This window comes from Ochrobactrum sp. XJ1 (assembly GCF_024701725.1).
In the GTDB taxonomy this organism is placed as follows: Bacteria; Pseudomonadota; Alphaproteobacteria; order Rhizobiales; family Rhizobiaceae; genus Brucella; species Brucella anthropi.
On sequence record NZ_VDGD01000013.1, the window covers coordinates 23,274 to 37,878 of the forward strand.

The window sequence follows — 14,605 nt, forward strand, 5'->3', positions numbered from 1 at the left end:
GTCACTTCGTATCTCGGTCGTTGTCATTGTCGCCATCAGGCTGCTCTGGGGGTACAAACGGTTTGATCGTCTTTTTCAAGCTGATGATCGGTGTCTTCGCCCCAGTACCAGACGACGGCGCCGGAGCGATTACCGGTTCATCGGCATAACCTTCAAGGTATTTGTCGAGCGGCTCGTAGAAAAGATATTGCTCATAGGCCGCATCGATCACACCGATGGCGAATTCGCTGATCTTTCCACCCCGCTCACGGTCACGAGCGACAAGGAACAACACAAAAATGTCACCGATCTTGGGCCCTGTTCCATCAAGGTCGAGGCGTGGCGAGAGGTAGTAGTTGAGCGTTACGCCAGCCTTACGCGACACGTTTTTCACGGGCAGCGCTTTCGGCTCCGGCATTGCTGCAAGACCGAAGATGATCCCCTGCCCGTTCACCTCGAACCGCATGAAAGGCTGGAAGATCTTCAAATCGGTGAGCGGAATGATGCCGTTCTCGAGCAACTTGCCACCGTGAAGTTCACAGGTTTCTCGAAACGCCTTCTCCATCATGCGAAACCGGGCATGTCCCTCCAGCTCTCGGCTTGGCTTGGGGTCGAGGCCAGCGTGGTCGCGTACCATCGTGAACGCCTTGAGTGCGGAAGCGCTCAACCGGTCTTCCAGATCTAGGAAGAGATTCTTGAACAAGGCCGGCGGGAACCGTCTTTTGATATAGTGCTCCACAGTGCGCTCCGCATCGAATTGCAAAATACAGGATTTATATATTGAAAAATTGCGTAAAGAGCAAGTGGGCAGAATGATCTTCAATTTGGCATCCCTGAAAAACTCATGGGCACGTCTCTCCGCGACCAGGCTCTATTCCGCCGCGGCTGTGCCGCAGCTCCACGGAACCCCGTTCCGGGTTTCCGCCGACAAGCGGTAACGATCCTTCGTGCTACCGGCATGCTTGCCGGGAGATGACGCGCGATTGCGCGAGTTCGTTTGTCTGATGGGGGAACCGAGGGCCTTGCCCTTCTCGCCCCCAAAATAGCCTTCCGCCCAGCTTCCTCCACTGCGCTTGCGCTGCGTTCCGTGCAGCCGGTTCCCCGCGAAGGCTATTTTCCCCCTCCATCCCACCGCTCGCGCGGCCCCGGGAAGCAGGACGAGGTCCTGCTTCGCAGTCCAAGGAAAGAAAGGAGAAGGGAATGTGCGAACCTACTTTCGAGGCATGGTTTTTCAGCTTTGCGGGCGAACTGGCCCGGCTCAGCGGTGAGCTGCCGGATTTTGATGCCGCCTATGACCGGTATTTCCCGGCCTATGAGAACGGCATTTGCGGCGGCACATGCGCCCGTCAGGTCGCCGGGATCGGCTCGGCCGCCGTCTATGCCGACGAATGGGAGGACGCTGAATGATGCGTTTCGCCCCCTCACGCGATTTCTATATCCCGAAAGGCTCCGTGAAGATCGCCGACAAGGCGGGTGACGGCCTTGTTTACATATACACCAGCGCCAAGGGCAGACCCGCCGCCATCGCCTTCCACGGCAAGGCCGCAAAGCCCGATTGGCACCACAGCTTTGCCAGCGCCGAGGCCCGCGAACGCAAGATCAGGGAGCATTTCGAAGGGCGGCGGCGCTGGGCCGAATGGAAACAGGAACGCCGCGACGAGCGCAAGAAGCCCCATGGTTTCGAAGTCGGCCACGTTCTCTACGCCTCATGGGGCTACGAGCAGACCAATATCGACTTCTATCAGGTGACCAAGATCATCGGCGCTCACATGGTTGAGGTTTGCGCCGTCAGCCAGATTTCCGCCGACAAGGGCGATGAGCCGTGGATGACCGGCAAGGTCGTTCCCCACCTCGACGCCTTCACCGGCAAGCCCATGCGTCGCCGTGTCAACGGACGCTCCAAATCCGTGCGCATCGACAATGTGCGAACTGCCTTCCTCTGGGATGGACGCCCCATCAACTGGACCGGCTACGCCTGACGGCCGCTCCCCTCCCCCACTGACATTTTCCGATTACATCAACATGAGGACCACTCCCATGAACGCTATCACTGTATCCGAAACCGCCGTTGAAGCCGTCGCCGCCGAGATCGAGGACAACGCCCCCGGCATCACCTATCTGTCATCGGACGCCAAGGAAATTCCGCTTTCCCGCCTTGTTCCAAGCCCTGCCAACGTTCGGCGCTTCAATGCCGCCGTCAATGTTGGGGAACTGGCTGACAGCATCGAGGCGCATGGCCTGATCCAGAACCTCACTGTCCGGAAGGCGAAGCGCGGCAACAAATACGAGGTCGTCGCCGGTTCGCGCCGCCTTGCCGCCCTCACCCTTCTGGTCAAGGAAGGCCGACTGGACAAGAGCACGCTCATCACCTGCAACATTCGTTCCGGTGACGACAGCGACACCGAGATTTCCCTTGCCGAGAACACGCAGCGCGAGGCCATGCACATCGTGGATGAGATTCTGGCCTATCGCCAGCTTGTCGAGGACGGCATGACCCCGGAAAGCATTGCCGCCCGGTTCGGCCAATCCGTCGCCACCGTGCGCCAGAGGCTCAAGCTCGCCAATCTCTCCCCGCGCATCCTCGACGAGCTGCGCGAGGATAAAATCCGCATCGATCAGGCCAAGGCGCTGGCGATCAGTGACGACCACGCCGCGCAGGATCGGGCATGGTTCGAAACGCAATCATGGAACCGCGACCCCTATTCACTCCGTGCCATGCTGACCCGCGATCATGTCCGCAGCACCGACAAGCTCGCCTTGTTCGTCGGGATCGAGGCTTACGAGGCCGCCGGCGGTGCGATCATGCGCGATCTGTTTGCCGAGGCCGACACCACGTTCCTGACGGATCGCGCTCTTTTGGTGACGCTAGCGAACAGACAGCTTGAACAGGAGGCCGATACCCTCAAAATCAAGGGGTGGAAATGGGTGGACGCAGGACTCGAGGCTTCAGCCATCCACAATGGCGGTTTCGCCCGTATCTTCCCCAAGGACAACGTTCCGACCAAGGTCGAACAGTCCGAGCTTTCCACCTTGGCCGAGCGCTTCGATGAGATTGCGGGCCGCATCGAGGACTATGCCGAAGGCGATCCGGCAATTGATGCCGACGAGGCCGAGCTTGCGGAGATTGAAAGCCGCATGGACGCAATCTGCAACGCTGCCAAGGTCTACGATACCGGGGAAAAGGCGCTGGCCGGATGCATCGTAACCATTGGCAATGGTGGAACCCTGCGGATCGAGCAGGGGCTTGTCCGGCCTGACGATCTGGCGGCGCTGCGTTGCTTGCGTAATCCGCAGTCCGCAGAGCAGGCCGAGGAGGTCACAGAGAGCGGCGAAGCCGCCAGCGCCGGGAACATCCATGGCCTTACCGCTGGTCATGGTGATGACGGTGGCGAGGCAGAGCAGGCAGTGACCTATTCGGCGGCGCTCATTGAGGAGTTGACCGCGATCCGCACCGCCGCCATGCGCAACGAGCTGGTGACGCGCCCGAACCTCGCCCTTGCCGTCATGCTCTACCCCTTGGTCCTGAAAACCTTCCTGACCGGGAACGGCTATTGGCGAGTTGGTGCAGCCATTGAGATCACCGGCCAGTTCAAGGATCTGGCCCCGTCGATCAAGGAGCCGGAGGCGTGCGCGGCGCTGACCGAATGGACCCGCATTCACGAGACATGGGGCTACAAGCTCCCCGGCGATCCCGGTGACCTGTGGGAATGGCTGCTGGAACAGCCACCGCATGAGCTTCTGGAACTTCTGGCCGTCATCACCGCCGCCAATATCAATGCCGTCGAGGCCAAGCACGATCACGACCGCGACCACCTCGCCCATGCCGATCAACTGGCCGCTGCCCTGAAACTCGACATGAACAGCCATTGGGAGGCGCAGGCTCCGTTCCTGTCCCGGCTGTCCAAAGCTCAGATTGCCGAAGTCATGGAGGATGCCGATTGCGGGAAAGCCGCGATCAAGGCGGCGGCCAAGGCCCCGAAAGCCGAGGCCGTGGCGCTGGCGGAAAAGGCCCTTGCCGGAAAGGCATGGCTCCCCGGCCCGCTGCGCTCGAACGTTGATGATGAACAGCAGAACCAGGACGGCCAGCAGGCTATGGCTGCTGGGTAGTCATAAGCGGGAATGTAGCCCGTTTGTCTCAAAAAAGAATGGAACCCGGCGCTTGCGTCGGGTTTCTGCAAGAAAAAAGATAGCAGATTGTAATCTGTTTATAAGCAAATATGGGTCGCGTGAGCTGGTTCAAGCCGGGATCGACCCGGCCCAAACCAGTTGAGAGGCGCCCGCGCCCCGCCTCTCAAACTCTCCCCCACCCTTCCCTTTTTGAGTGAGCGACTGCTAAAGGCCACCACTGCAGATTTGCACCTTGCAGAATCAGTCCGAATCGCAGTTTCTTGTAACGATGAGCACAGCGAAACCAGTCAGAGAAAAAGTGGCGGCCCATCGCCAGCGTTTGCGTGATGCGGGGCGGATCTATGTCAACACCGATCTTCCTGCAGACTTGGTGGACTGTCTTGATAAGATCAAGGCAGAACGCGGGCTGGCATCGCGGGCTCAGGTGTTTGAATTAGCTTTAAAGGCGTTTGTCGAAAATGAAATGAGGGCATAACGAAAAAACCCCTCGCCGCTGGTAACGGCTAGGGGTTTTCGGTCAGTTACGACATCGGCTTTTGAGGCCTCTCAATCTAGTCCTCAAGATAGTCGAGTGTTCAAGAACCTGCAAGAGGTGTCTCTTGTCGGAACGATGAATCTTTGTCCGCTGTCCACAGTCGTGCCCGCCTGAAAAAGGAGGCGGAAAAGACCATGTTTGAACAGATTGGGGCGGTGCTCGAAAGAGCACCAGCCGAGCGGGAACGCACACCCGTTCGGCGGCAGAGCCGTGCGCGCGGCCGATGCGAGGGTGTCTTCTGGCGACGGACCAACCGACAGGACGTGCGCACGATCGTGCTGGCGGCACGACGCTATGAATTGGCAGGCCGGCAACCTGGTGCTCGCAATGGACCCTTGGGAGGCGTGGCGATCGAGCTGCTGGAGCTGTTTGCCAATCTCGTTGATTTCCGTACCGGTCGGCTGGAGCCGTCGATCGACACGCTCATGCTGAAGCTCAGGCGCTCGCGTGACGCGATCGTGAGGGCGTTGAAGAACCTGCGTGCCCATGGCTTCCTGGACTGGCTGCGGCGCTATCAGCCGACAGGCAACGAGGGGCGCGGCCCCCAGGTCCAGCAAACCAGCAATGCCTATCGCATGTCCCTACCAGATCGTGCGCGGCAGCTCCTCGGACGTTGGGGTGTGGCCCCTCCGCTTCCAGACGATCATGTTCAGGCCGAAGCAGAACGCGCCGCTGACATCGAGGCGCATCGGGTATCGCTCGATATTGAAGCCCGAACCCTGTTCGATGTTGGCGATAATCCGTTGGGCCAGGCGCTTGCTCGCCTTGGAAAGGCAATCAATCTACGTGAGTCCGTCAGACAGACTGAATCCTTGTCTGATTCTATAAATAATAGAAAAGAATAAGCGGACGTCGCCGTTCGGACCTCTTGCGAGGTCCTGCGACGGTTCCGGCCCGCGCTTATTGCGGGCCGGCTCGGCACCTGCAGCATCAAACAACGCAGCTTCGCACCTGCGGCCAATGTCCTATGGCTTTTGAAAAAGAGAGGAGGAAAAATTGGGTGCAAAATGATTTAGCAGCTTGTAAGCTTCTAGCTTTTTATTGTCTGATAGTAAGCTGCATGTAAATTGTTTATAAATACAAACCTGCTAGCTTTCAGCTAATTAGCAGATTTGGAGATGCGTGATGCCAGTCATTTCATTCGTGTCGAGCAAAGGCGGGGTCGGCAAAACAACGTCTGCCGTCGTGCTCGCCGGCGAGTTCGCTGCGGCCGGCCGCAAGGTGGTCCTGATCGACGCCGACCCCAACCGCCCGCTTGAAGCCTGGGCGCGCCTGAAGAGCACGCCGGACACCGTGCGGCTTATGATCGATGATTCCGCTGAGACCATCATCGATACCATTGAAGAAGCTCGGGCAAATGCTGATTTTGTCATCGTTGACCTGGAAGGCACGGCGACCGACCGAATTGGTTTTGCGATTGCCCGCTCGGATCTCGTTTTAATCCCGCTCCAAAGCTCTGTGCTCGATGCATCGGAGGCCGCTAAGTCCGTAAAGCTGGTTCACCAGATGCGGAAGGTCGCCAACCGCGATATTCCTTACAGGGTGTTCTTTACACGCGTCCCGCCAGCTATTCGCGAGCGGACCGCTCGCGACATCGATCGACAGTTTTCCGACGCGGCAATACCGGTCTTGCCTGCAACTCTGGTCGATCGCGCCGCTTACCGTGCACTGTTTTCTCTCGGTGGAATACTTCACGATTTGGAAGCGTCCGACGTTTCGGGATTGCAGAGTGCCAAGGAAAATAGCCGTGATTTTGCCCAGGCTGTTATCAACGCTTTGAGAGGAGAGGGAGCATGAGCACTGACGATAAGAAGCGCGCGACCCTCGATTTCGGGGATCTGGACAACACGCCAGCGCCGCCAGTCGATAACAATGCCGTTAAGGCCGCGACCAGAGCCGCGGGGTTTAGAGAAACACCCAAGGCTTCCAGTTCTGAAGCTGCTCCTTCCATTCGGACCATGCGCAGAACGCGTCGGAAAACGGGACGTACAGAGCAATTCGCGACTCGCCTTCGCGCGGAAACTATCGAAGCGATTTACAACTATGCGGATCAGCACGAGATCACGCTGGCAGAAACCATTGAGCGAGCAGTTGAAGCTCTCAAAAGAGAGGCGGAATGAAGCTCTTGAAGGGTAACGCTCAGCGTTATATATTTGTGGGTAAGGAAACGGCGTGAGAGTTTTCAAAAACGGCTGGTTTCAGAAATTTGCTCGAAAGGAGAAAATCTCCGACGCCATGCTTTGTGAGGCTGTTGCGCGCGCCGAACGCGGTCAGATCGATGCCGATCTGGGGTCTGGTCTCATCAAGCAGAGGCTTGCCCGGCCTGGTGCGGGAAAGTCTGGAGGATTCCGGACGTTGGTTTTCTTCCGAACGCAGCAGAGGGCTGTTTTTGCATTTGGCTTTGCCAAGAGCGACATGGCCAATCTTGATGATGCCGATGAGGCTTATCTGAAAAAGGCCGCGAAGCTGGTTCTAGGATTTACAGATGAACAGATGGACGCGGAAATCGCTGCGGGGCGTATGTTAGAGGTGAAATGCGATGAGTAAGACCTACAAGAGTGAGGCATTGGCAGCCGTCCACGAGATGATGGAAGGTTTCTACGAGTCCGGAGCGATCGACAAAAAGACGATGCGCGAATTTGATGAAGGCTGCCTGACAACCGTGGCCCCCCTGACTCCGGAAGAAATTCGCACGATCCGTGAGCGCGAAAGTATTTCACAGCCTGTTTTTGCCCGCTATCTCAACGTCAGCAAGGGGCTGGTTTCGGATTGGGAGCGTGGTGTTAAGAGGCCGAGCGGCCCGGCGCTCCGCTTGTTGACGGTTGTCCGCAACAAGGGCTTACAGGCGATTGCCTGATTGTGCGGCGGCTGCTGCACCGAGCCCAGAGGTGAACGCTCTTATCCAAATTGGGCTGTAGAGAGCCGTAGGGCTGTTCATGACAATGCCCCGGCGCTAAAACGCCGGGACCGTATTATGGTTCTTCAATGTACTGTCGGCTTTGATGCAGAGAGCATGTTGACCGCCATTTTCACGACTTTCCGAAACTTTCGCCAATTAGGTAAATTCTGCTCATTCACCCTTTCCTGAATTGCAGATAGCACCCAGCCCACACAAGCATCATCCTCTACGGCTCTATAAGCATCCGAGCGCGCGAAGCACGCAAGGATACGAGGACGAGCATCACCATTCTCTTTCGGAATGTTGGCGATCAGCTCCTGTTGAGAGCGGCGGTGCAAAAGTCGGCCACGGTAGCGGCGGCATAATGCTGCTGCGGGCGGAGTAAAATCCGGCCACCTATTTCCTTTCTGCAACGAGTGCAGGGGGGACAGGGGATCTACACCGTGGAACTTTATCTGAGGGTTCGGCTGGCTGTTTCAGAAGGAATGACGAAGCGCCAGGCAGCTAAGCATTTCAACATATCGCGCGACAGCGTGGCCAAGATGGTGGCCTATTCGACGCCGCCCGGCTATCAGCGGCGATCACCGATCCGGCGTCCGAAGCTGGATGCATTCGTTTCGACGATCGACCATTGGCTCGATGAAGACCTGAAGGTGCCGCGCAAGCAGCGCCATACGGCCAAGCGGGTGTTCGACCGCCTGCGCGACGAATGCGGGTTCACCGGCGGCTACACGATCATCAAGGATTATATGCGCGAGCGTGATCAGCGCCGCCAGGAGGTGTTCGTGCCGCTGTCGCATCCGCCCGGCCATGCGCAGGCGGACTTCGGTGAGGCGACGGTCGTGATTGGCGGCGTGGAGCAGAAGGCGCGCTTCTTTGTGCTCGATCTGCCGCATAGCGACGGGTGCTATGTGCGGGCCTATCCGGCGGCGGTGGCCGAAGCCTGGGTCGATGGCCACATCCATGCGTTCGCGTTCTTCGGGGCCGTACCGCGGTCGATCGTCTATGACAACGACCGCTGCCTTGTGGCGAAGATCCTGCCGAACGGCACACGCAAGCGGGCAGCGCTGTTCAGCGGCTTTCTGTCCCACTATCTGATCCGGGATCGCTACGGTCGTCCGGGGAAAGGCAACGACAAGGGGAATGTCGAGGGTCTCGTGGGCTATGCCCGTCGCAACTTCATGGTACCGATCCCACAGTTCCCGACATGGGATGCGTTCAACGCTTTTCTGGAAGAGCAGTGCCGCAAACGCCAGCGCGACAAGCTGCGGGGCGAGAGCGAGACGATCGGAGAACGGCTGCAGCGCGATCTTGCGGCCATGCGTCCCTTGCCGGCGTCGTCGTTTGATGCCTGCGATCAGGCCAGCGCTGTTGTGACTGCCCAGTCGCTGGTGCGCTACAAGACGAACGACTATTCCGTGCCGGTCGCCTACGGCCATCAGGACGTCTGGGTTCGGGGCTATGTCAATGAGGTGGTAATCGGCTGCCGCGGCGAGATTATCGCGCGTCATCCGCGATGCTGGGAACGCGAAGACGTCGTCTTCGATCCCATCCATTACCTGCCGCTGATCGAGCAGAAGATCAATGCGCTGGATCAGGCAGCGCCACTCCAGGGCTGGGACCTGCCGGAGGAGTTCGCGACGCTGCGCCGGCTGATGGAAGGCCGCATGGCCAAGCATGGGCGGCGGGAATATGTGCAGGTTCTCCGTCTCCTGGAAAACTTCGACCTTCCCGATCTACATGCAGCGGTGAAGCAGGCGATACAGCTCGGTGCGATCGGCTTCGATGCGGTCAAGCATCTGATCCTGTGCCGGGTCGAGCGCCGGCCGCCGCGATTGGACCTGGCGATCTATCCCTACCTGCCAAGGGCGACGGTCGAGAAGACCTCGGTAAAAGCGTATATGCGCCTCCTGTCGTCTGATGCGGGAGAAGCGGCATGAGCACCGAAGCACCAGAGATCCTGCTCGCCCATTATCTCAAGACCCTGAAGCTGCCGACCTTCCAGCGGGAGTACCAGAAGCTGGCCCGGCTATGTGCCACTGAAGGTGTCGATCATGTCGGATATCTCTTCCGGCTTGCCGAGCGGGAGATGATCGAACGCGATCGCCGCAAGGTCGAACGCCGGATCAAGGCGGCCAAATTCCCGGTCGTCAAAAGCTTGGATAGCTTCGACTTTACCGCCATACCTAAGCTGAACAAGATGCAGGTGCTGGAACTGGCCCGATGCGAATGGATCGAGCGCCGCGAGAACGTCATCGCCCTGGGCCCCAGCGGCACGGGTAAGACGCATGTGGCTCTCGGCCTCGGCCTGGCCGCATGCCAGAAAGGCTTGTCCGTCGGCTTCACGACGGCCGCCGCCCTGGTCAGTGAGATGATGGAGGCGCGTGATGAGCGGCGTCTGCTTCGGTTCCAGAAGCAGATGGCAGCCTACAAGCTGCTCATCATCGACGAGCTGGGCTTTGTGCCGCTGTCGAAGACCGGTGCGGAGTTGCTGTTCGAGCTGATCTCGCAACGCTACGAGCGCGGCGCTACTCTGATCACCAGCAATCTGCCTTTCGATGAATGGACGGAAACCCTGGGGTCCGAGCGTCTAACTGGTGCCCTGCTCGATCGCATCACCCACCATGTCAACATCCTCGAGATGAACGGCGACAGCTATCGTCTCGCCCAAAGCCGCGCCCGAAAGGCAGGCTGAAAACCTCCCGAAAAATCGCTACGCCGGCCCGAGACCCCCGCTCGGGCTTAAGCCCTCCCGGCGGTCTCAGGCCGGCGCCGCAGTGGCCGACTTTTGCTCCGCCCCGTGGCCGGTTTTTACTCCGCCGTTGACAAACGAGTTCCTGTCGGAGACCAACCATCCGGAAGTGTTCGCACAGACCAAGAAGGCATATAAAAAAGCGACTGGCTCGAAGCTCACCAAGATCATTGAGGATATCGCGGACAATGAAAGTCTGGACGATATCGACAACACCTATGTTGTTTTCGGTGTGTCACTCAATGTCGTGGAGAATGCTTGCCGTCGCTATATCTACACCTTCCTGAAGAAGTTGCAGGCATCGCAGATCGGTGGTCCGAACGTCTATGCTGATTACAAGCAGGCAGTTCTTGACCAGAAGCCGATCGCCGATGCGTGGTGGGAATGGTTCTGGACCCGGGATGGTCATGAGCATGTCGGCGAGGAACCACCGAAGCCGGTGTATCCGACCCTTCCTGACAATGAACTCAGGATCAAGGGCCAGAGCAATCTCGACACACAGTATGATGTGCGGATCCAGTGGAAGTTCATCACCGAAGTCAATGGCACTGGTCTTGGCAAGGCGGATGCAAAGCCTGGTGACGTCTGGCTCGAATTTACCGGCACGGATGATGTGACGGTAACGATCCTGTCGGCCAAGTTCGAGAACACCATGGATCGCTCGGACAAATACGAGAAGATCCGTGTCTGGCAACAGGTCACCGCCAACACCTACACCTATCTCGATGTCGTCGGGCTGATCCAGCGAAACTACGTTTACAAGATGGATTCCCAGATCATCAGCGCCAAAAAGGCACTGGAGGATGTCGATGAATCCGGCTTCATCATTCCGCTGCATTACCAGACATGGACCGATACGCCGCTGATCAATTCAACCCAGATGGCAACGGCCTGTGTGTTCGTTGTCTTCAACTGCTACGAGATCCACAAACAGAAATGGTATCAGACAGGCATCTTCAAGATTCTGTTTGTGATCGTTCTCGCCATTGTGTCGGTGATCTTTACCGGTGGCGCCGGTATCGGCATTCTGGGAGCCAACATGACAATCGGCACAGCCTTCGGTTTCTCCGGGCTGACAGCTGCGATCGTCGGTTCTGTTGCCAATGCGCTCGCCGCACTTGTCATCTCGACCATCCTGGAGAAGGTCGTTGCCGATCTCGGTATCCTCGGTCAGATCATCGGCGCGCTGATCGGTTTCGTCGTTGGCTCCATTTCATCGATCTCGACCGGTGGCCTTGCCAGTTTCAACTGGGGTGATCTCTTACGTGCAGACCGGATCCTTGCCCTGACCAATTCGGTCGGCAAGGGCATAGCTGGTGCAATCAATGCAGATACGATGGGTTACGCGCAGAAAATGCAGGATCTGCAGGAACGGGCCGACGAGGAGCTGAAGAAAATAAATGAAGCGTATTATGCAGAATTCGGTTATGGTAGCCAAGGTCTGATTAATCCCTTCATGTTTGTGGATCCAGACACTTCCCTGAAAGCAGAAAGCTCCAGCACGTTCCTTGCCCGGACATTGATGACCGGCAGTGATGTGGCCCAGATGAGCCAGGATCTGCTCTATGATTTTGTTAAATACTCTTTGAAATTACCAGATGCATTTACTTGATTAATAGGTGACGACAATGGCTCTTTACGATTCAATTTTTGGCTATGGCGCCGATACAACCGGATTGAACCTTGGTGCGTCCAATCCTGTTGGTTCCTATATGCAGTCTGCTCCCGAAGTTTCAGCACCTGCTGTCAATCCACTCTCGACCGGACTCGATAACTGGAATGGTTTGCGCAATGTCGCAACCAGCGGTGTCGGTACAGGTGGCGGTGTCGCCGGAGCACCGGGTACGGCAGGAACCGGATCCGGTCTTGGTTTCAATATGGGCACGCTCAACGTGGCTCTGCAGGGTCTCAGCACCATTGGTTCGCTGTGGCAGGCATGGGAAGCCAACAAGCTTGCCAAGGAACAGTTCAAGACCTCGAAGGCATTTGCCAATGCCAATCTGGCGAACCAGATCCAGAGCTACAATACCGCTCTCGAAGATCGGTCCCGTTCCCGTGCATTCACGGAAGGCCAGTCGGCGGAAGAAGCGCAAAGCTATATCGACAAGAACCGTTTGCAGGAACGCCAGATTTAAACGATAATCTATTTCAGATTATCTAGATAATATTTTAAGGATTTTCAGCATGGCTCAGTTGACTTGGCGCAACGTTGAAGCTCCAGACTTTGCCGGGGTCTCACAGTCCCAGCAACTGGCTGCTTCCCTGATCGGTAACAGCCTGAAGGGCCTCAGCGGTGCCGTTGCGGATATGCAGCGCACCCGTGGTGATGCTGCTACCACAGATTACCTGAACCAGATTGCCCGCTACTCGAACCAGGGTGATCTCGATGCCGCCCTTGCATCGGGTGCCGTGACTGCCGGAAGCAATGTCAATCCGGATGCTGTCCGCTATGCGATGGAACGTCGGGGTGCGCTTTTGGAAGATCAGTCCCGCTCAATTGCCAATGACCAGACCTCCTGGAATAACAATCGTGTGCAGGGCTACGAAGCAGCCCGTCCGGCAGCTGTCAATGCCGTGAACCAGATCCGTTCTCTCTATGCGCAGGGGACTGACGAGGCCCGGGCCAAGGCAGCACAGCTGATGCAGCAGAGCTCCAATGTCCTTTCGGCTGCAGGCATGAACCCACAGGATGTGATGAGCATGATCGATGGCAGCCTGAAGACCACGACAACTGGTCTTGCTGTCAATGATGCGTTTCAGCAATGGGGGGATCAGCAGGTTTCCCGAGCCAATCGGGATGAGGCCAAGACACTGTTTGCCTCGGTCCTGCAGAGCTCGAATGGTTCTGAGGATGCCGCTCGTGCAGTCCGTGAATCCAGCGCCAATCCGGATGTGAAATCCCTGGTTCTTGATCAGATCAAGTCCCGCGGTGAATCGCTCTTCGGACCCGGTGTCGATCCGAACCAGTTCATTATGGATCAGCGTATCGAACAGCAGCGTGGTGGTCGTCAGGGTCTTGTCGACAAATATGAAGGTGCTGGTCGCTACGACACATTGTTCGGTCATTCCCAGCGTTCTGGTGGCGCCTTTGCCGGAACCGATGTCTCGACGATGTCGATCGGCCAGCTTGATCAGTTCGCCAACCAGTACGGTCCATGGGTCCGTGAGGAATTGGCTCGTCAGGGTCAGGATCCTCGCATTGCCACGCCGATGGGCAAGTTTCAGATCGTCAACTCGACCTTGCAGAGCGCTGCCAAGGAAATGGGTCTTTCCCGTGATACGGTCTTTACCCCGCAGGTCCAGATCGCAGTTGCCTCGCATATTGCTGACAAGGCTCTGGCCGGACCCAAGACGATGGCTGGCAAGATGGATGCCATTCGGGGTCAGTGGGAAGGCTTCAAGAAGGCTTCCGATCAGGAACTGTCAGCAGCCATTACAGCCTATGAGAATGGCGACAAGTCAGCCCTGTTTGGTGATGTCGGTGGATCTGTCGGCAGCACAGCCAATAACCGTGTCGCACAGGCTTTCGGTGATCCTGGATCCATGGCCAGCGATGCAATCAGCCGGGCAGTGCAGGCAACCAGCGACCTGAATTCCGCTGATGCCAACCAGGCTCGTCTCGATGCCGGTGTCTCACTTGCCAACCAGACCTCGATATTCAATGACCGTCTGGCTGCAGATAACATGTTTGGCAATGCCAATCTGATGGAGACACTGGTCAAGCGTCCTGATCGTGGCATTTCCCGCATCGATGCTGCGAATAAGGTCTCGGAAACCCTTGGTTCCAAGGAAGATTATCCGCCGTCGGAAATCGCCAAGAAGATCGGCGAGATCCAGCAGACCTATGGTCTCGACACGGATATGGCCGCAGCCTTCCTGCAGAACGCAACGACCCGCACATCCTGGGGTCTGCGCTGGCTGAAGGGTGATCTTGCCGTCGATAATGATGAAGCCCGCAGTCTGATCAAGGGTTTCTACAACAAGGATGGCCAGACCGAAGCCGAACGCCTGTCGGGAACCGTGTCGAAACTGGCAGCTGTGCGTGCGCAGCAGAACAGCCAGGCACTGCTCCAGCAGGCACAGGAAGCAGCCAAGAGCGCCCAGCAGGAATATTTCAACGCCCAGTCCCGGGCCAAGAGCAATCCGAAGATCGACGTTGAAAAGGCCCGTTTGCGTTATGAGGCTTCGCACGCACAATGGCAGAAGGTTCTGCAGCAGGCAGCGGGAAATCCGCTCAATACGCCGAACCTGAATTCCCTTCTGGGAAGATAATATTTTCAGCTGGTATTAACACCGATTTTCAATAATATAT

General features: G+C 57.5%; 15 protein-coding genes. 14 read left to right on the forward strand and 1 reads right to left on the reverse strand.

Annotated features, from left to right (window positions below; genetic code table 11):
• Position 1 precedes the first annotated feature (1 nt).
• Positions 2–718, reverse strand: a complete 717-nt coding sequence (locus FG152_RS21755) for a hypothetical protein (RefSeq protein ID WP_498988339.1) — start codon at positions 716–718, stop codon at positions 2–4.
• 461 nt (positions 719–1,179) lie between these two features.
• Here FG152_RS21755 and FG152_RS21760 point away from each other — a divergent pair, with 461 nt between their 5' ends.
• From FG152_RS21760 to FG152_RS21825, 14 genes are all read left to right on the forward strand, one after another.
• Positions 1,180–1,386, forward strand: coding sequence for a hypothetical protein (locus FG152_RS21760; protein ID WP_498988342.1), 207 nt, complete (start codon positions 1,180–1,182; stop codon positions 1,384–1,386).
• Positions 1,383–1,958 carry a hypothetical protein gene (locus tag FG152_RS21765; RefSeq protein ID WP_137136510.1) on the forward strand — a complete coding sequence of 192 codons (576 nt, stop codon included), beginning with the start codon at positions 1,383–1,385 and terminating at the stop codon, positions 1,956–1,958. The genes FG152_RS21760 and FG152_RS21765 overlap by 4 nt, the downstream gene beginning before the upstream one ends.
• Before the next feature lie 58 nt (positions 1,959–2,016).
• Entirely contained in the window at positions 2,017–4,086 is a 2,070-nt protein-coding gene (locus FG152_RS21770) for a ParB/RepB/Spo0J family partition protein (protein WP_498988345.1), read from the forward strand.
• Positions 4,087–4,339: 253 nt separating this feature from the next.
• Positions 4,340–4,582 carry a hypothetical protein gene (locus FG152_RS21775; protein WP_136543779.1) on the forward strand — a complete coding sequence of 81 codons (243 nt, stop codon included), beginning with the start codon at positions 4,340–4,342 and terminating at the stop codon, positions 4,580–4,582.
• Positions 4,583–4,776: 194 nt separating this feature from the next.
• Positions 4,777–5,487 carry a helix-turn-helix domain-containing protein gene (locus tag FG152_RS21780; protein WP_142846522.1) on the forward strand — a complete coding sequence of 237 codons (711 nt, stop codon included), beginning with the start codon at positions 4,777–4,779 and terminating at the stop codon, positions 5,485–5,487.
• A gap of 280 nt (positions 5,488–5,767) precedes the next feature.
• Entirely contained in the window at positions 5,768–6,439 is a 672-nt protein-coding gene (locus FG152_RS21785; RefSeq protein ID WP_142846523.1) for an AAA family ATPase, read from the forward strand.
• The gene (locus FG152_RS21790; RefSeq protein ID WP_142846524.1) at positions 6,436–6,762 is read left to right on the forward strand and encodes a stability/partitioning determinant; all 327 of its coding nucleotides are present in this window, start codon (positions 6,436–6,438) and stop codon (positions 6,760–6,762) included. The genes FG152_RS21785 and FG152_RS21790 overlap by 4 nt, the downstream gene beginning before the upstream one ends.
• Before the next feature lie 52 nt (positions 6,763–6,814).
• Entirely contained in the window at positions 6,815–7,189 is a 375-nt protein-coding gene (locus FG152_RS21795) for a type II toxin-antitoxin system RelE/ParE family toxin (RefSeq protein WP_097143448.1), read from the forward strand.
• Positions 7,182–7,499 (forward strand): helix-turn-helix domain-containing protein, encoded by a 318-nt coding sequence (locus FG152_RS21800; RefSeq protein WP_097143449.1) that lies wholly within the window; start codon positions 7,182–7,184, stop codon positions 7,497–7,499. The genes FG152_RS21795 and FG152_RS21800 overlap by 8 nt, the downstream gene beginning before the upstream one ends.
• Before the next feature lie 485 nt (positions 7,500–7,984).
• On the forward strand, positions 7,985–9,481 hold the full coding sequence (gene istA / locus FG152_RS21805; protein WP_130517439.1) for an IS21 family transposase: 1,497 nt from the start codon (positions 7,985–7,987) through the stop codon (positions 9,479–9,481).
• Complete coding sequence (istB, locus tag FG152_RS21810) at positions 9,478–10,236, forward strand: IS21-like element helper ATPase IstB (RefSeq protein WP_133037269.1); 759 nt, start codon at positions 9,478–9,480, stop codon at positions 10,234–10,236. The genes istA and istB overlap by 4 nt, the downstream gene beginning before the upstream one ends.
• Positions 10,237–10,363: 127 nt before the next feature.
• On the forward strand, positions 10,364–11,905 hold the full coding sequence (locus FG152_RS21815) for a hypothetical protein (RefSeq protein WP_498988352.1): 1,542 nt from the start codon (positions 10,364–10,366) through the stop codon (positions 11,903–11,905).
• Positions 11,906–11,921: 16 nt separating this feature from the next.
• Entirely contained in the window at positions 11,922–12,428 is a 507-nt protein-coding gene (locus FG152_RS21820) for a hypothetical protein (RefSeq protein ID WP_498988355.1), read from the forward strand.
• A gap of 49 nt (positions 12,429–12,477) precedes the next feature.
• Positions 12,478–14,565 carry a hypothetical protein gene (locus tag FG152_RS21825; RefSeq protein WP_498988357.1) on the forward strand — a complete coding sequence of 696 codons (2,088 nt, stop codon included), beginning with the start codon at positions 12,478–12,480 and terminating at the stop codon, positions 14,563–14,565.
• Positions 14,566–14,605 lie beyond the last annotated feature (40 nt).

Coding starts and splice junctions, on each gene's coding strand:
- FG152_RS21760 (WP_498988342.1), top strand. CDS start 1,180: ATGTGCGAACCTACTTTCGAGGCATGGTTTTTCAGCTTTGCGGGCGAA.
- FG152_RS21770 (WP_498988345.1), top strand. CDS start 2,017: ATGAACGCTATCACTGTATCCGAAACCGCCGTTGAAGCCGTCGCCGCC.
- FG152_RS21765 (WP_137136510.1), top strand. CDS start 1,383: ATGATGCGTTTCGCCCCCTCACGCGATTTCTATATCCCGAAAGGCTCC.
- FG152_RS21820 (WP_498988355.1), top strand. CDS start 11,922: ATGGCTCTTTACGATTCAATTTTTGGCTATGGCGCCGATACAACCGGA.
- FG152_RS21825 (WP_498988357.1), top strand. CDS start 12,478: ATGGCTCAGTTGACTTGGCGCAACGTTGAAGCTCCAGACTTTGCCGGG.
- FG152_RS21780 (WP_142846522.1), top strand. CDS start 4,777: ATGTTTGAACAGATTGGGGCGGTGCTCGAAAGAGCACCAGCCGAGCGG.
- FG152_RS21785 (WP_142846523.1), top strand. CDS start 5,768: ATGCCAGTCATTTCATTCGTGTCGAGCAAAGGCGGGGTCGGCAAAACA.
- FG152_RS21800 (WP_097143449.1), top strand. CDS start 7,182: ATGAGTAAGACCTACAAGAGTGAGGCATTGGCAGCCGTCCACGAGATG.
- FG152_RS21790 (WP_142846524.1), top strand. CDS start 6,436: ATGAGCACTGACGATAAGAAGCGCGCGACCCTCGATTTCGGGGATCTG.
- istB (WP_133037269.1), top strand. CDS start 9,478: ATGAGCACCGAAGCACCAGAGATCCTGCTCGCCCATTATCTCAAGACC.